The sequence below is a fragment of the Micromonospora sp. AP08 genome (genome assembly GCF_008085935.1).
GTDB classification, from domain to species: Bacteria; Actinomycetota; Actinomycetes; order Mycobacteriales; family Micromonosporaceae; genus Micromonospora; species Micromonospora chersina.
Window position 1 is genome coordinate 349,757 of the sequence record NZ_VSEZ01000002.1, and the last position, 23,875, is coordinate 373,631.

The 23,875-nt window shown below is 67.1% G+C and carries 12 protein-coding genes and 1 pseudogene; 10 read left to right on the plus strand and 3 right to left on the minus strand.

Going from position 1 to position 23,875, the window contains the following annotated elements; all coding sequences use genetic code 11:
* Positions 1 to 313: 313 nt before the first annotated feature.
* A complete protein-coding gene (locus tag FXF50_RS04855) occupies positions 314 to 712 on the plus strand; it encodes a helix-turn-helix domain-containing protein (protein ID WP_148425998.1) in 399 nt (132 codons plus the stop codon).
* 372 nt (positions 713 to 1,084) lie between these two features.
* Here the strand turns inward: FXF50_RS04855 and FXF50_RS04860 are convergent, their stop codons facing one another.
* The gene (locus FXF50_RS04860) at positions 1,085 to 7,066 is read right to left on the minus strand and encodes a DUF4011 domain-containing protein (RefSeq protein ID WP_148425999.1); all 5,982 of its coding nucleotides are present in this window, start codon (positions 7,064 to 7,066) and stop codon (positions 1,085 to 1,087) included.
* Positions 7,067 to 7,186: 120 nt separating this feature from the next.
* Between FXF50_RS04860 and FXF50_RS04865 the strand changes: the two genes are divergently transcribed.
* From FXF50_RS04865 to FXF50_RS04900, 8 genes are all read left to right on the plus strand, one after another.
* Entirely contained in the window at positions 7,187 to 7,672 is a 486-nt protein-coding gene (locus FXF50_RS04865) for a hypothetical protein (RefSeq protein WP_148426000.1), read from the plus strand.
* A gap of 349 nt (positions 7,673 to 8,021) precedes the next feature.
* On the plus strand, positions 8,022 to 9,056 hold the full coding sequence (locus tag FXF50_RS04870) for an FHA domain-containing protein (protein ID WP_187399525.1): 1,035 nt from the start codon (positions 8,022 to 8,024) through the stop codon (positions 9,054 to 9,056).
* Positions 9,057 to 9,065: 9 nt separating this feature from the next.
* Positions 9,066 to 9,737, plus strand: coding sequence for a VWA domain-containing protein (locus tag FXF50_RS04875; protein WP_148426002.1), 672 nt, complete (start codon positions 9,066 to 9,068; stop codon positions 9,735 to 9,737).
* Complete coding sequence (locus FXF50_RS04880) at positions 9,685 to 11,049, plus strand: hypothetical protein (RefSeq protein WP_148426003.1); 1,365 nt, start codon at positions 9,685 to 9,687, stop codon at positions 11,047 to 11,049. Before FXF50_RS04875 ends, FXF50_RS04880 begins: the two co-directional genes overlap by 53 nt.
* 116 nt (positions 11,050 to 11,165) lie before the next feature.
* The gene (locus FXF50_RS04885) at positions 11,166 to 14,246 is read left to right on the plus strand and encodes a DEAD/DEAH box helicase (protein WP_148426004.1); all 3,081 of its coding nucleotides are present in this window, start codon (positions 11,166 to 11,168) and stop codon (positions 14,244 to 14,246) included.
* The gene (locus tag FXF50_RS04890) at positions 14,224 to 15,450 is read left to right on the plus strand and encodes a hypothetical protein (RefSeq protein ID WP_148426005.1); all 1,227 of its coding nucleotides are present in this window, start codon (positions 14,224 to 14,226) and stop codon (positions 15,448 to 15,450) included. The genes FXF50_RS04885 and FXF50_RS04890 overlap by 23 nt, the downstream gene beginning before the upstream one ends.
* On the plus strand, positions 15,434 to 17,725 hold the full coding sequence (locus FXF50_RS04895) for an AAA family ATPase (RefSeq protein ID WP_148426006.1): 2,292 nt from the start codon (positions 15,434 to 15,436) through the stop codon (positions 17,723 to 17,725). Before FXF50_RS04890 ends, FXF50_RS04895 begins: the two co-directional genes overlap by 17 nt.
* A complete protein-coding gene (locus FXF50_RS04900) occupies positions 17,722 to 19,794 on the plus strand; it encodes a hypothetical protein (protein WP_148426007.1) in 2,073 nt (690 codons plus the stop codon). Before FXF50_RS04895 ends, FXF50_RS04900 begins: the two co-directional genes overlap by 4 nt.
* Before the next feature lie 40 nt (positions 19,795 to 19,834).
* On the opposite strand, the pseudogene FXF50_RS04905 reads toward FXF50_RS04900, so the two are convergent.
* Positions 19,835 to 20,600 (minus strand): annotated as a pseudogene (locus FXF50_RS04905) (IS256 family transposase); the annotation flags it as partial.
* Between the two features lie 249 nt (positions 20,601 to 20,849).
* On the opposite strand from FXF50_RS04905, the gene FXF50_RS29175 reads away from it, so the two are divergent.
* Complete coding sequence (locus tag FXF50_RS29175; RefSeq protein WP_187399526.1) at positions 20,850 to 21,008, plus strand: hypothetical protein; 159 nt, start codon at positions 20,850 to 20,852, stop codon at positions 21,006 to 21,008.
* Between the two features lie 273 nt (positions 21,009 to 21,281).
* Here FXF50_RS29175 and FXF50_RS04910 read toward each other — a convergent pair whose 3' ends face one another.
* Entirely contained in the window at positions 21,282 to 23,600 is a 2,319-nt protein-coding gene (locus FXF50_RS04910) for an AAA family ATPase (protein ID WP_148426008.1), read from the minus strand.
* Between the last annotated feature and the right edge of the window lie 275 nt (positions 23,601 to 23,875).

Genomic DNA, 23,875 nt, shown 5'->3' on the forward strand with positions numbered 1-23,875 from the left:
GGGCGCTGTTACACGCCGTTCAGCTGGCCGCGCATGAGGCCCACGGCGGCGAGGGCCCCATTACCTCCACGGCGTGAGCTGAGCGTCCGATGGCGCGGGCTGGCCGTGGGTAGCCTTCGCTGGCGTGCCGCTGGGCCGACCTCCGACGCTCAGCGCGCTCGTATCGGGATCCGGGCTGAGACCCTTCGCGGAGTTCGATCCGGAGGCAGTCGACGGCCGGTTGGGATGCCCCGGCTCTCCTCTGCGACTTGACCGTGAGCGATAGGTGAACGTAGATCACTGAACCCGCCGCTGGTGCGGCGCAGGATGCCACATGAAGCTCGGCCGCGTCGGCGCAGAACACCTGCCCGTGGCCCAGGCGGACGTAGGAGGTCCGACGCCAATGAGTCTAGCCGTTAAAGTCGCTCTTCTCGCGACGAAAGATCTTGAGAAGAACGAGCGTGCCGTGGCTATCGCCATCGCTGCACACGCCAACCAGGAAGGTAAGGCCTGGCCTTCGGTCGCCACCATCGCCAACTACGCCGGCTGTTCAGAGCGGACGTTGCAGCGATGCCTCACCAAGCTGGTTCAGCTCGGCCGCCTGGCCGTGTCCAAGGCCGCCGGGATCGCCACCCGCGTCTACCGCCTCGTCAGCGGAGACGGGCGGACGGGAACCGCCTCTGGGGTGACAAATCAGCAGGGCAGGGTGACAGATTCGGCCGGCGGGGGGTGACAGCCAGGGTGTCACCCGAAGCCTTGAAGACCAATCAACGAAAGACAGGCGGGCACCGGCTTCCGACCGGTTTGCTCGGCAGAAAAAGCAGACCCGCGCTCCGGGTTGCGCCGAGCGTGGCGGCACGGCGCCGCCGATGACCGGCGGCGGCCGCCGCTGCTCGCGTCCGGGGCACATTGGCCAACCCGCTGGCAGGTGCATACCCTGCCGCTCAGAGGCGATCGAGCGCCGGGCATGATCGCGACCATCGCTTATCTGCTGGCAAGGTGATCGGTCGTCGGCCGGACGAACGCGGTGCACCATGAGACAAGCGAAAGTTGGCCGGCGTAACCGGCGAGGCCTTTGCCCAAGCACGGTCACGTTGGTGACACGTCAACCCAGGGTGAGGCGTCCCTCTTGGTCGAACCGGATTCGGCCGCTGGTCACCGCGACGTGCAGGCCGTACCGGAGCAGCTTGTCGATCTTGTCGGTGCGCCGCCGGTAGCCGAGGCGCTCCAGCCCCGCGCGCAGCAGGCGCTCCTCGTCCATGCTTGAGACGCTCTGCAGAACGTGCACGAACGCGTTCGCGACCTCCTCGGGCGGCACCTCCTCGAACGCCCGGTCGTTGCTCGCCTGGGTGACCCGGTACGCGCGGTAGGTCTGCGGATCCGTCCCTTCGGGCCAGGCGTACCGCCCCACGGTGGGATGGCCGTACAGCCGGCGGGTGTCGACGAGTGCGAGCACGGCGAGACGCCGGTCCTCCCGGGTACGCAGGAAGCCGAACCGGGCCAGGGCCAAGCGGGCGAGCCGGTGCTGTTCGACCGGGCCCTCCGCCGCGATGATCTCGCGCAGCGCCTCCCGGACGAGCCCGCGTACCCGCTGGTCGGTGGAGAGCAGGTCGAGGTCGCTCTGGTCGCCGAGCGGCGTCGGGGCGTACGGGACGAAGGGACTGACTTCGATGGCGCCGGTCGTCGCCGGCGGCGCGCTCGCGACGGGGGCCGGCGCGGAGGCGACGGCGAGGCCCGTGACGGGTGCCGGCGACGCTCCCGTGGCGGGCTCGGTGTCCTCCGCGACGCGTGGACCCGAAAGCTCGACCAGGTGGACCTGCTCGACGTCCTCGGCAGCGCGGGGCGCCGGCAGATCGACCGTGCCGCGGGGCGCGACGGCCTCCGCTGGCGCGGGCGGCTCTGGAGCGTCGGCCTTCGCGACGGCCTCATCGACGCGGTCGAGCAGCGCGGACCGGTCGTGGATCCACGCCGGGAGCCAGAACCGCACCACCTCCGGCCAGCCCATGATGGTCCGGAGCAGGGCGGGCGCCAGGTCCCGGTCGGCCACCGTCGGGCGGGCGCTCCAGTCGGGGCCGTCCAGCATGACGGCCACCTGCCAGCGGGCCGAGCCCGGCCGGCGTACGGCGAGGTCCACCGTGAAGTCGGACAGGCCGTGTGAGGTGCGGACCTCGTGGCCGCGGTCGCGCAGCGCGGCGGCCACCTCGTCGCGGATGCGGCTGCGCCGCTCGGTCCGATCGGTGGTCAGGTCGCCCAGCCGGTCGGCGCCGGCGGCGGCCATCTCGCAGTACGCCCGCAGGTGCTGCGTGCCGACGGCCGAGGTGCGGGACAGGTCGATGTCCGACGGGTTGAAGGACGAGAACAGCACCACCTGCCGGCGGGCCCGGGTGATCGCCACGTTGAGCCGCCGCTCACCGCCGGCCTGGCTCAGCGGACCGAAGTTCAGCGGAAGCTGGCCGGTCTCCGGGTTGGTGGAGAAGGCCAGGGAGAACAGCACGACATCCCGCTCGTCGCCCTGCACGTTCTCCAGGTTCTTGACGAAGATCGGCTCGGCGACCGCGCCGGAGAGCTGCTCGCGGATGGTCGGGTCGGCGCTGTCTTCCAGCAGGTTGAGGATGAGGTCCCGCTGCTGAATGTTGAAGGTGACCACACCGATCGACTGCCCGGCGGTGGCCGGGTCGTGCAGGCGCCGGGTAATGTCGGCGAGGACGGCCCGCGCCTCGACGTCGTTGGTCCGCGAGCCGCCGCGGTCGTACCGGCCGTCGACCCGCCGCCAGGCGATGCCGGCGGAGCTGCTCATGCCGGGCGACGGGAGGCTGGAGAGCTTGTTGTCGTAGTAGTACCGGTTGGAGAAGGCGATCAGCGACTCGTCGTGGCTGCGGTAGTGCCAGGACAGCCACCGCTGCGGCAGCCCCGACTCGACGGCCTCGCTGAGGATGCTCTCCAGGTCCTCCAGCGCCGGGCCGTCGCCCTCGTCGACGTCGTCAACGGTGTGGCTGGCCTGCATGATGCTGGTCGGCGGCATCTGCCGGGAGTCGCCGACGACCACCACGGCACTGCCCCGCCCCATCGCGCCGATCGCCTCGGCGACCCGGATCTGCGACGCCTCGTCGAAGATGACCAGGTCGAAGCGCTGGCTTCCCGGGGCCAGGAAGTTCGCCGCCGAGGCGGGGCTGACCAGCACGCACGGCGTCAACGCCAGCACGGCGTCCGGATAGTGCTCGAACAGCTCCCGGAAGGACCGGCCGCCGCGCTTGCGGCGCAGTTCCGCCGCGAAGTCGGCGAAGCGGCCCCGCCGGTCGGAAGGGCTGAACGGGCGGCGGCGGACCAGCACCGAGGGCAGGCGCTCGGGCAGCGCCGACCGCAGCTCACCGGCGGCCGTCTCGAACTGGGCGATCTCGTCGTCGTGCAGTTCCCGGTCGAAGTACTGCAGCCCGCCGGTTCGTAGCCTCTCTCCGAGGGAGGCGGCGGCGACGCCACGCCGGTACGCCTCCTCGGCCAACTGTCCGTTTACCTCGGCGCGCAGCAGCTGGTCCCGGTAGTCGCCGAGGCCGGCGGAGGCGAGCACGTCGGCGTGGGTGAGGACGGTGGCCCAGCGGCGCAGCGGGAAGAGTTCCTCGATGCGCAGGTCGTGCAGCCAGGTCGCGCCGTCCCGTTGCCAGGCGTCGACCCAGTGCGAGCCGGCCGACCACAGGGTCAGCTCCGGCTCTGCGGAGCGCAGCACCCCGCGCCAGGCCCGCCACCGGGAGGCGAGCCGGTCCAGGAGTGCGGCGTCGACGTCGGAGATGCCACGCTGGAACAGCTCCCAGGCCTGCGGGTGCCGGGCGAGGAGCGTGCGGCTGGCCCGGGTCGCCTCGATCGCCTCGGCCAGCCGCTGCTGCGCGTCCGGGTTCGTGGGCTGCCACGCCGGGATCCGTAGGCCGCCGAGCGCGACCGCGTGCTGGTGCAGCGCGGCGGCCTGGGCCTGGGCGGCGACCAGGCGTCCGGTGGTCACCTCGACCCGCTCGACGTCGAGCGTCGCGCCGGCGACCAGGTGCACGGACAGCTTGTCGACGACGGCCTGCCGGCGCTTGCGCTTGCCGAGCAGCTTCTTCGCCGCCTCCTGCGCCTCGGCGTGCCAGGCGGCCAGTTCGGGGCGGGCGAACACGTCCGGCCGGAAGGTGGCGAGCTCACCAGCGAAGCCCTGGTGGAAGGCGGCCAGCTCCCCCTGGAGCCGGGCCGCGGCCTCGTCCCACCGCCGGTCGCCGGCGCGCAAGGTGGTCTCCCGGTCCGGGAGCATTCCGCGTAGGGCGAGCCAGGCGCCGGCCTGCAGCTCGGTGACGGTTTCCGGGGTCGGCAGCGTGCGCAGCAGCCCGACCAGGTGGCGGTGCGCGGCGAGGTCGGCGCGGAGGCGTTCGAGCTCGGCGGCGATTTCGGTTATGGCCGCGCCGTGCAGCCCGTCGAGGGTCCGGCAGCCGCTGAGCGCCCAGGGATGCTCGGGCCGGACCCGCGCCGAGCGGGCGGCGGCCGGGAACTCCCGCAGCGTCGTCTCCACCCGGGCGCGTACCTCGGCGGGTGCGTGCAGGTAGCTCACCGGAACCGGGGCGGCCGGGCCGTCCCCGTACGCGAGGACCTGCTCGTAGGCCGACCAGAGCGACATCCCGACGGGGTTGGCGGTGTGGACCTGCGTCGGATACTCGGCCAGCGGGGCGAGCCGCGTCCGGTAGGCCGTTTCGACGGCCGTCCAGTCGCCGTCGCTGCCCAGGTCGTACTGGTCGAGGGCGTCGCGCAGTTGCTGTCGGATGGCGTTGAGCGACTGCTTGCGCCCGTGCAGGTCCAGGGCGAACGGTCCGAGGCCGATCTGCTTGAGCCGGCGCTTCACGACCTCGAGGGCGGCCTGCTTCTCGGCGACGAACAGCACCGATCGGCCGGCGGCGACCGCGCGGGCGATCATGTTGGTGATGGTCTGCGACTTGCCGGTGCCGGGCGGCCCTTCGAGGACGAAGGACTGGCCGCGCTCGGCCATGACGATGGCCTGCATCTGGGAGCCGTCGGCGGGGATCGGCAGGTGCAGCTCTCCCTCGTCCACGGCGACGTCGGCGTGATGGTCCGGGCGGGCCGGGTCGTCGAAGGTGGCGCCGGAGGATTCCACCAGGTGCCGGACGACGGGGTTCTCCATGAACCGGGGCCAGTGGTCGCCGAGGTCCCGCCACATCTGGAAGGTGGAGAACTGCAGCAGCCGCAGGCTGGCGGTCTCGTCGATGCGGTAGTTCAGCCGGTTGTCGACCAGCCCGGTGTTGATGGCGGCCAGGGTCTTCGCGATGTCGATGCCGTGCTCGTCGAGGACCGGCTGCTCCAGCGCCGGGATCCGCACGCCGTGCTTGACGCGCAGCCACTCGATGAGGCAGTAGTTGGGGCTGGCCACCTCGGTGCCGTCGATGACCATCGCGTACGGGCGGCGGCCGCTGCCGCCCTCGATGCGCACCGGCAGGAGGAACAGCGGCGCGTACGCCTCTCCCCCGGTGGTCTTGGTGTGCACCAGGGTGCCGATGGTCAGGTAGAGGTAGTTGCTGCCGGTCTCCTGCTCCATCGTGCGCGCCTCGCGCTGCAGCGCCCGCATGGCGGTCTTGTAGCGGGCCTCGGTGACGGCGCCGTAGACCCGCCGGTCGGTGCGCAGCTCCCGGGTGAGGATCTCGGCGTCGAGGTCCTGCGCCCGGCGCGCGCCAGCCAGCTCATGCACGTGACTGATGTCGTCCTGCGGGATGACCTGCACCTGGCGGCCGTCATGGATGAGGTCATCCAGCAGGGCGAGGGCCCCGGCCGGCACGTGCAGGTCCAGGCCCCGACCGCGCTTAGGCAGGTTGAGCAGCGGGTTGCGCAGGCTCAGGTCTAGCAGGGACTTTCGCCACTGCTGGATGCGTCCCGGCGAACCGTCGGAGGGCTGCGGCACCTCGTCGCCCTCGTCGGCGAGCTGGCGCAGCTTCGCGGCGGCGACACCGGGCGGAAGGTCGAGCGACGCGCCGGCGTCGGGGGTCATCTCGGCGTCGACGGGCGTGGGAGCGACCAGTTCGTCGGCCGACGGCAGCGGCTGGATGCCGGAGCGGTGGGCGAGGTGGACGTCGACGACGCCCTGCAGCCGGTGACCCTCCCCGCGGAAGTGACCGAGCCCGACGCGTACCGCCTCGGTGAAGGTCGCCGACTGGGCGCCGGGCCCGATGCGGGTCAGCTCGACCGGCACCGCCCGGCCCGAGTCGACCATCGAGATCAGGAGGTTCGTCTCGGTGACGGCCGCCGAGCCGAGCCGCTCCTCTTCGAGCAGGAAGCCGCCGAAGGCGTGCCCCTCGCTGATGAAGATGAGCGGGTGCAGCCCCGCCGCCTCCAGGCACGCGGCGTAGGTGACGGAGAGGTCGAGGCAGTTGCCGAGCCGCCCGTCCAGCACCGCGGCGGTCGTCCGCACCTTCTGGCCGCTGTTCTCGAACGACGCCGGCAGGGTCTGGTAGGTGATCTCGAGCTGGCGCAGCGCCTCGTACACGGCGCCGGCGATCAGCGCCGCCCGCTCCGAGCCGTCCTGGTAGCCCTGCAGCGAGCCGGAGCCCGTACGCGCGAGCAGCACCTGCGCCGCCGACCGCAGCACCGCCTCGACCGCCCGGGTGTTCGGCTGCACGAAGGCCGCCAGGCTGTCGTAGAGGGCCGGGCTGTTGAACCACTCGTTGTGTGCGAGCACTCGTGACGGGGCGACCAGCGTCAATGCCTGGCCATCCGCCTCGACGGTGAGGCGGTAGTCGACCGGGAACGCCTCGTCGGTGCGGTAGAGCAGCGCTCGCTCCGGGGTGATGTCCCGGAAGTCGTCCCAGCCGGTGCTCGCCCCGGGCCGCAGCGGCGCGCCGAGGGTACGCGTCCACGGCTCGATGAGTGCACCGTCGGGGCCGAGCAGCTCCAGCGTCAGGGTCACGTCCGCCAGCGGTTCCGTGCCGCGGTTGACCAGCGTGAGGTGGCGGACCAGCGGCACCCGGTTGTGCACCAGGGCGGCGTTGATGGCCGGCTGCACGAGCAACACGACGGCGAGCTGGTCGTCGTCGGCGGTGAACTGCGCGAAGACGCTGTCGGACATGGGCGTTTCTCCAGGTGGCAAGGCCAGGAATGGTCAGCCTAGCGGTCACCCGACCGGTGGATCCGCCCCCGGCCCGTCTGCCGATCTTGGTTGTCGTACCCCTCGGGCAGGATATGCGCCATGACGACGCACCACCCGAACACCCGGAGCCTGGTCTACGGCCACGCCACCAATCACGACTGCCTGGCCTTCGTCGACGCCGACACCGCCGCAGGGGAGGCCGCGGAGATCAGGGCCCTTGCCGCCGCGCGTACCTGGGGCGAGGCCCGGCAGGTGCAGATGACCCACCTGGAGAACCCCGCCGGCCCCGAGTGCTACGAAGAGGACGACTACGCCGACGACAAGCCCTTCGACGTCACCGAGCTGGGTGCGATCGTGGACGGGTACTGGCCCAAGATGGTCACGACGCGGGCGATCGACGTGCTGCCACAGGACCTGCAGGACCGGTACGGCGAAGTCGTGCTCACGGTTCACGACGGTGAGTACCTCCAGGTGCCGCTCGACGGGGAGGCGGAACTGGTCGCGGAGCTGCGCGAGCGTGGCTACGAGTTGACCCGCGACGACGAACTGATCAACCTGCTCGACGGCGTCGGCATCGGGTGGTGACCGGCTGAGGAACGACGGGAGACGCCGGCATCGCTTGCCGGCTGGCGTCGCCTGTGGCTCACGCTCACCGGCGGCGCTTGTTCAGGCTGGGAAGGCCGCCGGACACAGTCGGAACGCTGTCGTCGGGGTGCTCCGGCCCGGCTTCTGTAGAGCCTCGGTCATCCGCCAACTGGCGAGGTCCGGAGGCGCTCAGATTGACGACGGCCGGGTCCGACCGCCAACCCAGGCCGATGACCTGCGGAAATGCTTAACTTCCTCGCATTGGGCATAATGTCGTACCCCGGCCCGGCCCCGGCCCCGGCCCCGGGCGAGGACTTGAGAGAGCGAGGAAGTCATGCGATCACCGACGGTGATCATCGACCTTTCGCCCGTCGTCCGCGACCATAATCTCAACGACTGGGGCCTAGTCGAGAAGATCGTTCGCGCCTGGCGAGAACAGCGCGACAACAACGCAACCTTCTACGGCGTCGCCGATAACAGTCTCTGGCACTGCCTCGACCAAGTGGGCAAGCGAGCATTGACCGACTGGAAAAAGCGCAAGATGGCCCGTTCGGTACCATTCGCCGACCCCCATATCATCGAGTTGGCCGAGCAGCACCCCGACGCGGTCGTCATCACCAGGGACCTCTACCGTGACCTGCGGCGTGATCACCCGTGGCTTCAGGGATCTAACAGATTCCTCAGCCCGGTCTACGCGGACGGGAAGGTCAGCTTCGAGCAACTGGCGATGGCGCCAATCGACGAGTCTGAAATGTCCATGCGTGTTGAGGCCGCTGGGCTCAAACCGCGAGGCCTAGCTTCGCCCGAGGCTCGGCGGGTCCTGGATAGCGAGTGGGCTTGCGTCAACCCTGAGTGCGTCTGGGGCGGGCTGCCCGTTATCGATAAAGACCCGTCCTACCGCGACGGTGTCGTGCGGTGTCCTGACTGCGGGGAGCCGGTCAATCGTGTCGGGGCCATGGGCCACACCCGAGAGGTCGTCGTCCTCCTTGGCACCGAGGAGATTGATCGCTTCGCCGTTGCCGAAGGGCGAACGATTGTCGTCGGGCGCGCGAGAGGTGAGGACCGATATTGCGTACGTGACGTGCTGGAAGAAGCTCAGTTTGGCCTCGTGAGCCGCGATCACCTCGCGGTATCTAACGTCAACGGCGGCCTCTTCGTCGAGGACCTCGGGTCAAAGAACGGCACCAAGTTGCATCACGACGGAACGACGACTGCACTTGAGCCGAACGTGCGGCAGAGAGTCCTTCAGGGCACCCGAATCAGTCTGGCGAAGGGTGCGCTTCAGATTCGGCGGTCTGGGCGCAACCGGGTTCGCGCTCGTTGGGACCCTGATCTTGCGACGCCGCCGTGGGCAAACCCGAACAGAGAACACGACTTAGGGTAAGGAACGCCGATGTCTCTACTCGACAGCCTCATACCCGCCGCTGCGAGGACGCTCCCTGTCATCCTGCTGCTGGACACGAGTGGCAGCATGCAGGAGGACAACAAGATCAATGTTCTCAACGATGCCGTCACAGAGATGATTGACGAACTCGCGGAAGCTGATGCTGGCCATGGCTACATCACTCTTAGCATCGTGACCTTCGGCGGCAGCAGTGCCAAGGTGATCGTCGCGCATACGCCGGCGGGCGAGGTCGAGTTCAGTTCCCTTACCGCTCGTGGAAAGACGCCGCTCGGTGATGGCTTCCGGCTCGCCCGGGCGATTATCGAGGACAAGGACGCTCTGCCTTCGCGGGCCTACCGACCCACCATCGCCCTCGTCTCGGACGGGCTCCCTACTGACAGGAACTGGGAGGAGGAACTCGGCGCGCTCCTTGCAAGCGAACGTGGGCAGAAGTGCACCAAGTTCGCGCTGGCGGTCGGAGCCGACGCAGACCGGGACATGCTGGCGCGCTTCAGCGGCAGTCAACCCCACACGGCGGACCGCGCTGGTGAGATCCGCAAGTTCCTCCAGTTCGTCACAAACACGGTCACCAACGTCACCCTGACCGCTCTCGACTCGGTGCAGGACGATGCTGACTCCGCCGCATCAATCGCGCGACTCCAGGGCGACGATGCGTTCTGACGCGACGGTTGTTACCGACGACGCCGGGGTCAACTTCACGCTCGGCCCTCTGATCGCTAAAGGCGGGCAGGGGGCGGTCTACCGGGTCGAGGGTTACCCCGAAGTGGCCATCAAGCTGCTCGAAAGGCCGGAGGACCTCGAACGGATTAGAAGCGTTCGCCGGTTACCACTCGACGGCCTTCCCGTGGCCGCACCCGTGACCCTGATCCAGGGCCGCCGCTCGGGGTACACAATGCGCCTTGCCAGCGACATGCAACCCCTGCGGGAGCCGTACCTTCCAAGCGACTTCGGCCCCCGGGAGACGACCCCGAGGTGGTACTCGGAAACAGGCGGCCTCCGGCGACGGCTGGCCATCGCGGCTAACACCGCCGATGTGATTGCGAAGCTCCACGGACTCGGCCTGACCTACGTCGACCTCAACCCCAACAACGTCATGGTCTCCGACGACCTCACCCGAGACGTGACGTGGTTGATCGACTGCGACAACCTAACGTCGATGTCCAAGCCGAAGTGGGATGTCCTCGGCTTCCGCGGATATGCCGCACCCGAACGCAAGCGCAAAGCACCCCCGTCCACGCTCGCCGACGCCTACATCCTCGGCGTGCACGTATTCCGCATGCTCGTGCTGCGGCACCCGCTTGAGGGTGTTTTGGCCGACGCACTCGACGGCAACGAGGCACGCGAACGGATGGACCGCGGCGACCTGCCCTATGTTGCAGACCGCGACGATGACTCCAATCGGCTGGCGCGCGGAACATTCGCGTGGGGCATCTTCGACCTCGTACTCAGCAAGCAAGTGCAGAAACTGTGCCGTCAAACCTTTTCCGAGGGACGCCTCGACCCAACGAAGCGCCCCGGCTCTGCACGCTGGCGCGAAGTCCTGTTCGCAGCGTTGAACAACGTCATCGACTGCCCAGCGTCTTGCGGCTGGTCGTACTTTCGGACTCTCAAGGCCTGTCCGAGTTGCGGGACCCAGACGGGTGCCGTGGCCCTACTCTCGGTCTATGGCGGCGACTTCGAGCAGCCGCTCTCCGAACGCGACACCTTCGTCGTCTCACAGAGCAGCGACACCGCGGTCCTTCCCCGGCACCTCTGGGGCAGATTCGACCAGCACGACGCCGTCGTCACCCTCCAACCGACGAGTCGAGGGCTCGAAGTAAAGCCTCAACATGACGTCACGCTTACCGACAAGTCCGGCAAGGTCACCCAGCGCCTGCGCCTCCCCGCGGCCGGACGCGTTGTGCGGCTCAAGCTGGAAGCGCCTGGCCGACCAGCGCGGATGCTGGCGCTCCGGACGATGGCTGCGTCGTGAAACTCCACGGCTTTCCCTGCAGCGGGGATCGCACAATTCGGCTCAATTCGCGAGACAGCGTCGGCGGTGCGGCTGGCCAGCGGGTTCGCTTGTCCTTCTCCGGCTCAGGAGTCCTGTTGACAGCGGACGGGACCTCATGGATGTGCGACCCGCCCGAGCGAGACGATCTGGAGTGGCTGCAGACCGTGGCGTCCGCGGGTACCTATGTCGTCGAACTCCTTCAACCGGGCACCGACGTGGTCCTTCGCGTCCTCACCTTCGACGGCGTCCAGCACTGGGCCGAGCTACGGGAAATCGGGGTCGATGACCTGATCGTCGAGACTGCTCGGAGGGTCAACCGATCGCTGAAGGGCTCCACTGACGTCATCGACTGGCTGACGGATACGATCTGCCTCGCGGGCCCCGATCCGTTGGCCGTCGTAGTAGCGACCTCCGGGACGCGCGACGACAAGAACGAAGCGTTCCGGCTCGTCGGCGCTGGGTTCGCGTTGGATGTCAAACGTCTTGACGACCGGCTCGTCGCCTCCCGATTCGCTCGCGACCAGCCACGCGCCGAACGTCGACTCCTGCTTGTGCGGGGAGAGATCCGGTTCAGGGACGTCTCGCGCACGGCGCCGCTCTCGTATGTCCAGCAGCAGGAGTTGCGCCGGCTCGCCGAAGAGAACAACGCCTACCTGGCGATCTGGGACGAGTACAACCGACTCGAGCTAAACGCAGCTGCGGCCGCCGCTCGGGATATCGGCTGGGCGCCATATGACCGCGTAGCCCGTCGGGCCGACGGCAGTTGGGAATTCGAGTTGCGTGCGCATCTGCGATCGGATGCCCTGCGTGACCGGATTGGCTCGGAGACCGTCGGGCTCGAGACCGGTGCCAGAGTCGCCTTCGACGAGACCGTGGATGCCGCAGGCTCATCCACGGCCAAAGTGATCATCGGGCTGGGCCGCGTAACCCAGCAGGGCAACATCGTCATTAGCCCATCCGCAGACAACGGCCACGTCGAGCTCCCCCAGAGCGGGCACGTGGCGGGCGCCTTCACACTCGACAAAGTCCGGATCGAACGCCGGAGTAGGGCCCGAGAGGCGATAGCCGGTGGCGCAACCGTGCCTGTGCGCCAACTGGCGACAATCCTCGGCGACAAGTCGCCCATCCCGATTGGCCGCCGTCGCCTGCACTCCCCCATGTCCACACGGGTTCGAGAGATCCTCGGCGGTCAGCCAACTCCCGCACAGCTACAAGCTATCGACATGGCAATCAACTCGCCGGACGTCGCCCTGATTCAGGGCCCTCCTGGCACGGGAAAGACCCGCGTCGTCGCCGCGATCCAAGCGAGACTCGCGGAAATCAACCGCGGCGAGTCCGCCCTAACTCATCGCGTCCTGCTCACGAGCTACCAGCATGACGCGGTCGCGAACCTCGTCCAGGCCGCGGACGACGGGACCCTACCTCCAGTCAAACTTGGCCGGCAGGACGGACGAGAGGATCAATCGCACCTTGCCGCGTGGACACACGACCTCATCCAACGGCTCGAGCGCAGACACGGCACGTCCCATGCCAGCGACCTGCTTCGGGCGCAGCGCGAGCTCGCGGACCGGACCGACTACTACCTGAAGGTCAACCCGAACGTCTCCGAGACCGTCGAACTTCTCGGCTGGCTCGAACGACATGTCGACCTTGTGGGTGCTGCGATCGCCGTCGACGCCGGCAGAGCGGCACGCCGACTCACCTACGAACTCGGCGCCGCCGGCGCACGTGTGAACCAAGAGCGGATCCTCGCCCTCGCTAGGAGACTGCGGACCACAGCTGCCGGGTACGGGGATGACGGCCCAGACAATGCTCGTGCCGCCCTCACGACGCAGTCGTTCCACGACACCCTCGACGGCGAACAACGCCGGAACCTCGAGGCCGCCGCATGCGGGGACCTCACCATCGACGACGCGATCAAGACCATGGCAGCCATCCGCGACAGCGTCATAGACCGCGTGCTGGACAGCCGCGCCCGGGCTGGCTTCGTCTCACGCTTCCCGGAAGTGGACGCGATTCTTCAGCGCGCCCAGAACGAAGCACAGCGACAGGTCGACGTGCAGGTTACCTCGATCGATCGGGTCGTTGCCGGCTTCCGGGACGTCGTCGAACGCCAACCCGCGGCCGTCCAGGACTCGATCATGGCCCACACGCGCGCGCTCGCCGCAACCTGCCAGCAGTCCGTCTCCGGCTCGATGCGCGACGTTCAATCAGTTCCCTTCGACACCGTCATCGTTGATGAGGCAGCCCGCGCGAACCCGCTCGATCTCATGATCCCGCTCGCTCTGGCCAGTGGGCGTGCGATCCTCGTCGGCGACCATCGTCAGCTGCCTCAACTGCTGGACGAGACGATCGAACCGAAGATCTCGGCCCGTCATGACTCCGTGGTGGTGAGGAATGTGCTGAGCCGGTCGTTGTTCGAGCGCCTATTCACGAAGCTGCAGGAGGCAGAACGCCGGGACGGGCAGAAGCGCGTCATCACCCTCGACCGCCAATACCGCATGCATCCGGTGCTCGGCACGTTCATAAACCAGCAGTTTTACGCCCCGTACGGAGAGCACGTCACGAACGGATTCTCCGACGAGGCACGATTTGCGCACGGACTCTCGAAGTATTCGGGCGCTGCCTGCGGCTGGCTCGACGTGCCACCGGAGTCAGGCGCCGAGGTCCGTTCAGGGAGCAGCTTCAGCCGACCCGCTGAGGCCACCGTCATCGTGAACGAACTCAAGGACGCGCTCAAGGAGAGCAACGACCTCACCTTCGGGGTCGTGACGTTCTATAAGGGGCAGGAGGCAGCAATCTGGCGGGAGATGCGCGAAGCCGGACTCGCAGGCAAGGACGACACGTTGAACTCCTCGTACCCCGCGTTGTGGTCCTCACGCGGGCTGCCCCGTGTGAGGATCGGGACCGTCGATGCGTTCCAGGGGCGCGAGTTCGATGTCGTGTTCCTCTCGACAACGCGGTCCAAGCGAACAGGGTCACGGCAGAGGCCGCAATTCGGCTTCCTCGTCCTACCGAACCGTCTTTGCGTCGCAATGAGCCGCCAGCGCAGACTTCTCATCGCTGTCGGCGACGCCGACATGTACAGCACAGACAAGGCACGCGAGGCGGTACCTGCACTCCACGCATTCTTCGATCTGACGGGGGGTGAACATGGCTTCCGTCGACGTCCGTGAACTGCCCGTCTACACCCTGTCGGAACTCTCTCGTTGGGTCCGCTCGACAAGGCACACCGTCCTCACACCCGCAGCCCGCTGGCGCGTGGTCGTTGAGCAGCTCACACCGATCTCCAGCGATATCCTGCTCGAAACGGTGCTCCAGCTTCGCATGGCGGGCGAGACGTCCAGCGAACGTATCAGCGACCTATTGCAGATCCCGGTTGACCTCGTCCAGAATCTGCAGGCTCGGATCGTCACCGACAAGCTCAAGTATTCGCCAGGCGGACAAATCCGTACGGGCAAGTCATCCGTTACCTGGATCTATCGCGATCTCGCGACGGGGGAACTTTGGCCGGAGCCGGCGACTGACGCACCACAGAAGAATATGCGTTATGAGCGAAAGTTTGTGGGAACACACGAGGCCGGAACCGCGGGCCGCCCAGTGTTGATTCACTGCTTATTGCTCGACAACGAGGCGCCCGAGCCGAGAGTGCCAACCAGTATTGAGCTTGCGCGTTTCAGCAGCGCCTCAAAGGACCCCAACCGGCGTACGGTGCTCGTGAGCGACGCGGAGCGATGCCTGGTCATGAGCCCTCTGATGCAGACGAGCTCGGGCCCCGCCGTGATGACATCGCTCGGTACGCCGCATGTCGCACTCACCCAGGCACTGAGCAGGTTCTCAGCGCAGAACCAGCAGGCGCGGCGCTGGCTCCAGAACGTCCCGGCGACGAAACGGCCAGATCGCCAGCAACGAACACCGCTCGCTGCAGCCATTGATGAGCTTCATGAAGCGCTCGCGGAGTGGCGAGCCAGCCGCTCGGACCGGGATCACCTCATCAGCCGAGCAGAGCTAGCGTTGCGCCGGGCCTGCGACCAGCGCTGGTACACCGCGCGCCGTGACTCTTTCGAGACCTCGGCCGATGAGGCGAGCAGGGACCAACTGATTGAGAAGCTGGGCCTGTCGAGAGAACGCGCGAACACCCTCATGCGTGCCGGACTCGGCAGCGTCGAGGAGGCGGTCCTCAAACTCGCCAGCGACCCAGCCTTCCTCGAGATCGACGCAGAGTGGCTCAGGGAGCTCGCGGACGTTACTGCGCGGTGGGTCGATGTGGTCCGACACGGCCTGCAGGCTTCCTTGGAGGAGCTTGCCGAAAGCGTGATCGACCTATGCGCGCAACTGCAGAACAGCCAGGAGGTGGTCGCTGGTGGCCAAACCGAGTAGGAACCGCGATGCAGGCGACAAGGCCAAACTCGACGAGGTCGAGCGCGGTATCGCCGCTGCCGAGACCCCGCCTGCTGATCTCTTAGCCGAGGCTAAGGCCGAGGAGACGTCGCCAAACGACGAGGCGATCAACGCTACGCGTCTTCGCAACGCGTGGATCTCTGCCAAGACCCACGAGGACGCATGGAAAAGGGCGCGGACCCGTGCGGAGGCCGCGCAGAGGGCAGCCGAGGAGGAACGCGCGAAGCTCGCCGATCGTGCGCAGGCATTAGCCGAGCGTGAAGAGCTCGCTGCCGTGATGGACGCCGAGCTCGCGCAGAGGGAAGCCGAAATCGAGAGGGCTCGCCTCGCCGCGCGGGAAGGCTTTGCCGACGAGCACCGCAGCGTGCTTGACAACCTCAAGAGGAGGCACGCGGAGCTTCTTGAGCAGAACTCGTCGCTTGAGGACCGGGCTAACACCGAGGCTCAGAAGATCCTCGCGGAAGCGAGAGCTCAGGCACATCAGATTCGAGAGGCGGCGCAGCAAGCCGTCCAGGATCAGGTCGATGCTCTATCGCAAGAGCGTGCGAAGCTCTACTCCCGAGAGAACGCGCTCGCCGAGCGCGAGGCCAGGCTAGAGGCCAACACACAACTGGCTGAGGCGAAGCAAGCGATGCTGGGGCATCAGTTCGAGAACCGACTGGGCATGGAGGTGGCCTCCGTAAAGGAGGAACGCGACATTGCACGGGACCGTTACGAGCTTGAACGTGCGAGACGTGAAGCGCTCGAGCGGGAGCGCGCGGAGCTTCGAACCGTCCTCGCCCGCTACGGCGGCGACCCGCGAACCGCCAACGCACGCATCGACGAACTCGCCGAGCATAGCCAGAGGCTGCTCGACGAGCTCTCTCGCCGCCCACCAGCCAGCGAGATCGACGAACTGCGCTCCCGCGCCGCCCGCGCCGAGGAAGCACAGGCGGAGGCGGAAGCGCTAAGGCGCGAACGCGACCAACTCGACCGGCAGCTGCGCTATCAGCTCATCAACGTCGGAGAGCTCGAGGTCCTGAGGGATCAGCGCGATGCGCTCGCGGCACAGAACGAGACGCTGCGTCAGTCGATTAAGCAACAGCGCACGGAGTGGGAGGAACTCCAGTCGAAGGTCGGATCCAATGACCCGTTCCCAGCGTGCTCCGCGTACGACCATGACCCGGATCTGCAGGAAAAGCGGTACCTACGCCAACCAGACACCCTCGCCGCACTTGCGGACGACCTTCGCCACCAGATGGCGCACTCGGCCGGCTTCTACTTCACGGAGACAGACGTCCGCCTGTTCCTGGCCGGTCTAGCATCGAACAGGCTCCACCTGCTGCAAGGAATCTCCGGGACCGGGAAGACAAGTCTGCCGCGCGAGTTTTTCAAGGCGCTGAGTGGCGGCGACGACGCCGTCGAAATCGTCGAAGTCCAAGCGGGTTGGCGTGACAAGGACGACCTCTTCGGGTACTACAACGCCTTTGAGAAGCGATTCGCGGAGAGCGAGTTCACCAAGGCGCTCTACCGTGCGCTCCTCCCAGCCAACGCCGACCGCCCCATGGTGATCGTCCTCGACGAGATGAACCTCGCGCATCCCGAGCAGTACTTCGGAACGATGCTCTCGGTCCTAGAGAACTCGATCGATCAGGCGGGATACCTCGACCTCCTGACCAGTCCCCTGGACAACCTGCCACGAGAGTTCTACGGCAACCGACTCCCACTGCCGACAAACGTCTGGTTCGTCGGTACAGCCAACCACGACGAGACGACCGTGGCGTTTGCAGACAAGACCTACGACCGAGCGCACGTCCAGGAGTTGCCGTCGCTCCACCAGCCTTTCAGACTCTCGAGCCGACCCGAGACGGGCCCTGTTTCCTTTGACGCTCTCATGGAGTTGTTCCACGACGCCGCAAACGCGCATGAAGACGTAGTGGCCCGGGCGAAGTCACTTCTGGACGACAGCCTCCGTCAGTCCTTCGCCACTTTCGGAGTAGGGTGGGGCAACCGTCTCGTGCGGCAACTCGACCGCTTCCTGCCCGTCGTCGTCGCTGCCGGTGGCACGCCTACCGAAGCACTCGACCACGTGGTGGCGACCAAGCTGGTGCGGAAACTGGAGGACCGCTTCGGCGTCCAGCCTGACAGCCTCGATAGCTTGGCAGATCGCATTGATGAAGCCTGGCGCAGCTTCGACAGAACGAGCCCTCCGACCAAGACGATCGAAAAGGTTCGGAAGGAAGCCGAACGGCTTCGAGGCGGGTTCGGCTCATGACAAGAGCTGTCGATCGCGTTTCTGGTGCCCTCAGCCTTGCCGCCCAGGGTTGGACAGGAAGGTGGTATGACGACGGCCACCATGTCCTCGACACTGCATCCGCGGCTGCCGGTGCCCATACCCGTGACGACATCACCTCCGCCGATCTGGACGCGCTGGCGACGCTGGAGAAGCCGCTGACGGACGCCTGCGCGTCAGGCATGTGGACCGAGTTAGCGTCGTGCCAGTTGCTCGCCAGCCACGACGACGAGACACTCCAACTGCAGCAACGTGAGCAGGTGCTGAAGCAGCACATCGAGTCGATCGCGCGCGTGTGCAGTCGGTTCATCACCCGCCTTGGCGAACGAGCGGAACTCCTGCCTGTCGCGCGCGTCAAGCGGCCCGCCCGCCGGGCGATCGATCGTTTGGTCGGGCACACCGAGGACTGGGCGGCTCGCACCTTGGCCGGACCGATCCCACGCCGAGCATTGGCTATCACACGGACCGAAGACGCCGACCTGTACGAGAACCGTATGGTCGTTGAGTTGATCCACCCGATCCTCGACGGCGACCTCCGCAGCCGGATCAACCTTCTTCGCCGCCTGAAGCAGGACCTCGCAGACCTCGAACGCGCTCGGCACGAAGGCACGCGCCTGCGGCTGGACCGCCTCTACAGGTTCTGGGGCGCCGAGGCGATCAACGCGAGTAAACCCACCGGCCAGGCGACCCAGACGTTGCGTGCGCTGGAAAAACTGCTCACTCGAGTCCAGACCCTCCGAGGCAGCGAACTCGCAACCCTCCTCCGCGGGCGGCGCACTGGGCAGCGCTCGCTCCGGCGGACCAATGTCACGGACAACGACCGGCACTACCACGCGGCGGGGATCGTGTGGCGAGAGTACGAGCGCCCAGAAACGAAACGCGAGTCGACCGACGCCCGACACGAACGGCTTGGTGCCCGGCACCGCCTCTTCGACGACTACGTCATGGGCCTCATCGCCCGATCGCTCGACAACCTCGCATGCGTTCCAACCGCCGGCCAGATATCTCTGCCCGATCAGCCCGCCTCACTCGACGGCCCTTGGGGGCCAGTGACGATTCACCGCGAGCACACGGGCGTGACCATCGTCGAGTCTGCCGGTGTGCGTACGAGGTTCGTTCCGCTGCTCGACCTTCTGTCCCCCGATGCTGATGAGTCTGAGATCCGCGAGCGCTGGCGGAGTCTGTCAAGTGCCAGCGTGGGTCCCACGGTTGTCGTCTTCCTCGCGTCATCGGAGCATGTCCGGGGCCTCGTACCCGACCTATCGCTTCCGGCACTCTCCAGCGGACCCGACGGGCAGCATGGGCGCTCGACGCTCGTCGGCGTCCCCGTCTCTCCCCTCGAGACCACCAGCCTCGAGCGAGTGGCACGCGCCGTCTCGATCGCCACGCTGGAGCCTGCCCTCGCCGCCTACCCGCCCGAGATCCGGCTACCTCACGGAAAGCTTCCGCGCCGTTTGATCGATTACCTTTGGGAATCCAAGATCGCCCAAGAGGGCCTACCGCCGCTTCTTGATCGCCCGGGCTTGGATCACATCTGCATGCGCCGGCCACTCACAACCATCGAACAGACCAGGCTGGACAGCGTTCTCTCTGTCCTGGAGCAGCAGGCCACAGCCAGGCGGGGTTGGGAACGAGATATCGCGACGGCGATCACGCAGCTTCGTGAAGCTCTTGAGACAGCGGCGGAGCAGGTGCGGGGCCTTCTGCGCTGCCCTGGCTGCGGCGTAGCAGCTGGTCCGGAGCAAGTAACTCGATCAAGCGACATCTTTTCAATCACCTGTCGAAGCTGCAACTTTAGGTGGGGGCACGAGAGGTGCGGCAGCTGCCAGTCGCGGATAGCGATTCTTGAGCCCACCCGTGACGTGCCCAATCCAGAAGTCAGTGGCATCGGGTGGGTCGAGCGCATCTTCGGACGTGACGCACTCGCGTCTCCATGCTGGGCTCGAACCGTTCCAAACCGGTACGTCTGTCCGTCATGCGGTGCCTGCCCGATCAGCGATCATTCAGAAGGTAAGGCGTGTTCCCGATGCCATGGCGCCAAAGGCACCTGAGCCCTACTTGGCTCGTATTGCGCCATGCCTGCGTAGTACGTTTGAGGCCGTCGCAGACGAGGGAGAACCCGTCCTTTAGGCCGCGGTTGCGCAGGTCGGTCAGCACGCTCATCCAGAACTTGGCGCAATCACCGCCGGCGCCGGCCCAAAGACCGAGGATTTTCTTGTCCCGTCGAAGGTGACCCCGATCGCGGCGTAGAACGGCCGGTTGGCGACCTGCCCCTCACGGACCTTGAGCACAATGGCATCGATGAGCACCGCCGCGTAGGCCTCGTCCAAGGGCCGGTGGGACTAGTCGGTCATCTCCTCGATGACCTCTGTCGGCGATCCGGGAGATCCTCTCCTTCGACACCAACGCCGCGTAGATCTCGGCGAAGTGCGCCGAGATCTCCCCGGTCGTCAACCCTTTGGCATACAGCGACAACACGACCTCGTCGACCCCGGACAACCTGCGCTGCCGCTTACGGATGATCTGCGGTTCGTACGTCCCAGCCCGATCACGGGGCACGTCGATCTCGACATGACCAGTCGCCTCGGTCAGCACCGTCTTCGAGCGGGTGCCGTTGCGGGCGTTGCCCGACGCCGCCGGCCCAATCGTGCTTCTCATAGCCCAGGTGCTCGGTCATCTCCTCGTTCAGCGCGGTCTCGAGCACCGACTTGGTCAGCTGCTTGAGCAGCCCGTCCGGGCCGGTCAGCGACAAACCCTGTTCCTTGGACAGCCGGACCAGTTCCGCGGCGGCCTGCTCCTCCGCCGACGGCTCAGGCTTCCTCTTCCGTGGGGCCACATCGTTCAGTGTCGCGGTCATCACGGCACCTTCCTCGCCCGGCACTACGCCCGGCGGGTCAGGCCGGAAACACCGTAAGATCCAGTGTCACGCTCGAAGGGTCCGGCAGCATCGCTCTACCTGTTACTTGCCTTCGTGGCTGTTGTGCCCTCTGCGGCCTTCCTGACCTGAAGGACCGGCCGGTATGGCTTGAGAGGAGCGTGTCAGCGCCCGACTGGGATCTGCCTACCGACCGGCCCGCATTCCCTCAGTCAGAAGGAGACACCACCCATGGTGGTCATCGGGATCGACGCGCACAAGCGCACCCGCACCGCGGTCATCGTCGACGTCAACGGACGGCAGCCCGCCAGGCGGACCTGCGGCTCCACCAGCAAGGACCACCTGGCGCCCTGGCGGTACATTGGTGGAGGATCGACGACTGTGAACTGAATGGCGACGAGCGTAGGCACTGGCGCACTGGTCGATGCTTCGGCTGCCCCGTCGAGCGGCAGAGGTGCCGCAGGTTGTCAGGTGCTACCTCGTGCATGTCATGGTCCCGCCTTCGGTCGGCCATAGCGTTGGGTGACCGGGGAGAAGGGACGGGAGGCCAGCGTGGGCAACGACAGAGAAGGCGCCGGGCGTTCCAGATCAGGGTCCGGGCCAACAATTGCTCCCGCCGCCTGCACCGCTGGCGTGGCCTTCGGACGCCTTGGACGGCATTGCTCAGTGAGCGGGCCCGGCCGCAGGCTGTTCTGGCCACCGCCCGGCGGCGGCCTTCCGCTCCACCTCACGCACTACCTTCGTGAGTTCCGCGCCGGCAGGAAGGCCCTCCTGGACCATCCGCTCCACCACCTGCCGCACCCGGTCGGTACGTGTCAGGTCGACGCCGAACCTCTTTTCCAGCCACGGCTTGAAACTGGGGCGCTCTGCAGAGGGCTGCGCCTGTCGCAGATGTCCGCTGACCGCAGCAAACTCGCGCGTCACCCTCGTCCAGCCAGGAAATCCGGGCTCGTCGACCCGGATCGCGTCCTCGTTGAGGTACGCGACGATGTCGGGCCGGCTCAGGCCGAAGTATGTCATCGGGCGTCGGTTTTTCCGACAGGCACGGCGTAGGTGTCGTAGTGCCTGCTCTTCCGCATGGAGGTGACTCGTCGGTATGCGGTTGTCGTCCACCTTCTCGAGGCGAGTGAAGTCGAGAAGGACGCCGATCGGCACGTCGAGGTGACGTTCGATGAAGTCCATCTCTGCGGTCGCCGGCAGGTTGCTCGTGCCATGCATCCGGATGATCGCCACACCCGCGTCCTGGAGGCGAGCCCCGTACAGTTCCTCCAGCAGGAGGCGATCGTGTTCGCCCTCGACGATCAGCAGGAGTGACATCCGGGTCAGTAGCTCGCCCCGAGTCAGTCCCATCTGGCCGGCCAAGGCCTTTCGCGCGTCAAGGTCGGCCGCAGCCAACGCAGACATGGTGGTCCCCTCCGGCGTGCGTTGGACGTGCACGAGCCGCCATTCGGGTAAGTCCAGGAAGTGTGGACTATGCGATGCCAGCACGACGTTGTCACCGCGCAGGCGAAGCCGGTCCAGCGCGACGGCGATCATGCGCTGGGCCTGCGGATGAAGGTGGCTTTCCGGTTCATCGAACACCCGCACCACCGTCTGGGGACGAAGGCTGGACAACCCGGCGCTCTGCTCGGTGAGGAATCGGCCGAATGAGCTGCCGTTCTCCGACAGCCTTTCGCGAGCGGCGGCCAACAGTTGGCCTTCCAGGACGCCCAAAAGGCGCTCCTTCGCTTCCGCCGTCCAGAAGCCCGCCTGGCTTACCAGGCTCTGCACCGACTCGCTGACCCCGACCAGTGACTCGATCACCGCGGCTTCATCGAGCTTGTCCAGCAGGTTGGCCTGCCACTCTGCCCTGGCAGCGAACCGGTCCACGGCCCGGGCTGCGGTGGCCAGCGCCTCGTCCACCCAGCGGCGCTCGCCCGCCGAGAACCGCTCCAGGGCGTCGGCGGCGCGCGTATGGCCGATGCAGATCGGCTCCTGGCCGCGGATGTCGAGGAACTCGAGGTCCGCGTGGTCCCCCGTCAGCTGAACCCGAACGTGGTCGAGCGTGACGGCCAGTTCGGCGGACGCGGCCTCCGCCGCTACCTCGTGCGCCCACCAGCGTCCGTCGGCGTCGAAGTCGCCGACAGCCGCCGGCAGGTCCGCCAGACTCTCCGCGAGCCGCTCGGCCGGATTTTCTGCAGCCTCCATCCGGGAACGTAGGTGTTCGTACACCTCCCCGCTGCGCCGGCTGCGTGGCAACCACTCAAGCTGCGCTGGCGGCTCGCTAGCGTCTGGCAACGCCAGAATGTCGAGGTACCCGTCCGGTCCAGTCGGCGGCGCTGCCAGGGCGGTGCGCAGGGGCGCGAACACGTCTGGCAGGCCGTCCGCGAGGCGCTTCACGACTTCCGGCGGGCAGAAGCCCATCAACGTGCGCGAGAATCTCCGCTCCACCCGGATAGCGATCGGATCGCCATCCTCAAGCCTGTCCGTGACCTGAAAGGCGAACGAGACAAGCCGGTACCGGATCACGGGCCGGGTGCTCTGGGACTCCAGGTACTCGCGAACCTCGACCGGCAGAGCGAGCTCGGCCAGGCCCGCCATGAAGCTGTCCCCGCCACCGACACCGATCGCCTGCCACCACGCGGCGTCCTGCCGCCCTCGTGACAGCGCTGGCAGCCGGCGCGCAAGATCGGATGGAATCGGGAGGTTCGCCGGCAGAAGCGTCGACGGCCCCCACGGCAACTCATCGGCAGACACCCTCGCCACAACCCCGAGGCCGTTCGTGGTGACAGGCGCCAGCCTCGGGTGGGCGAGAAGCAGCGTCTGGTCCGTGCCGAGCAGGATCGCCAGCGCCTCCAGGAAGTTGGTCTTACCGGCGCCGTTAGGCCCGAACAGAGCCATGCCGTCAGCCCAGTCGAGCCACTGATCACGCAGATTCTTGTAGGCGCCGACATGGATTCCCAGCAGCTCAGGAGCTAACTCAAACCTCTCCAACTCGCTCACTCTGCCTTCGCCCTCCGCCCCTGGTCGGCCGCCCGTCGGTATGCCGGGCTCGACCTGCCACCGAAGTGGCAGCTCCGGCCTGGATCAGCGACTGCATCAGCTTGGCCGAGCATGCGGTCCCGGCGCAACGGGAGATAGGCCAGGGTTGGGAACGTTACCCAGCGGCGACTACCCAGCCTATCCATCCGATTGACACGACACCGTCAGGCCAGGCCGAGGCCAGGATCGATGGTCGGATACGTGGGTCAGCATCGCGGTCGGCCGCTCCACATTGA

Bases quoted from the DNA above. Each gene is read 5' to 3' on its own strand.
- FXF50_RS04855 (WP_148425998.1), top strand. From the start codon at position 314: ATGAAGCTCGGCCGCGTCGGCGCAGAACACCTGCCCGTGGCCCAGGCG.
- FXF50_RS04860 (WP_148425999.1), bottom strand. From the start codon at position 7,066: ATGTCCGACAGCGTCTTCGCGCAGTTCACCGCCGACGACGACCAGCTC.
- FXF50_RS04865 (WP_148426000.1), top strand. From the start codon at position 7,187: ATGACGACGCACCACCCGAACACCCGGAGCCTGGTCTACGGCCACGCC.
- FXF50_RS04875 (WP_148426002.1), top strand. From the start codon at position 9,066: ATGTCTCTACTCGACAGCCTCATACCCGCCGCTGCGAGGACGCTCCCT.
- FXF50_RS04880 (WP_148426003.1), top strand. From the start codon at position 9,685: ATGCTGACTCCGCCGCATCAATCGCGCGACTCCAGGGCGACGATGCGT.
- FXF50_RS04890 (WP_148426005.1), top strand. From the start codon at position 14,224: ATGGCTTCCGTCGACGTCCGTGAACTGCCCGTCTACACCCTGTCGGAA.
- FXF50_RS04900 (WP_148426007.1), top strand. From the start codon at position 17,722: ATGACAAGAGCTGTCGATCGCGTTTCTGGTGCCCTCAGCCTTGCCGCC.
- FXF50_RS29175 (WP_187399526.1), top strand. From the start codon at position 20,850: ATGGTGGTCATCGGGATCGACGCGCACAAGCGCACCCGCACCGCGGTC.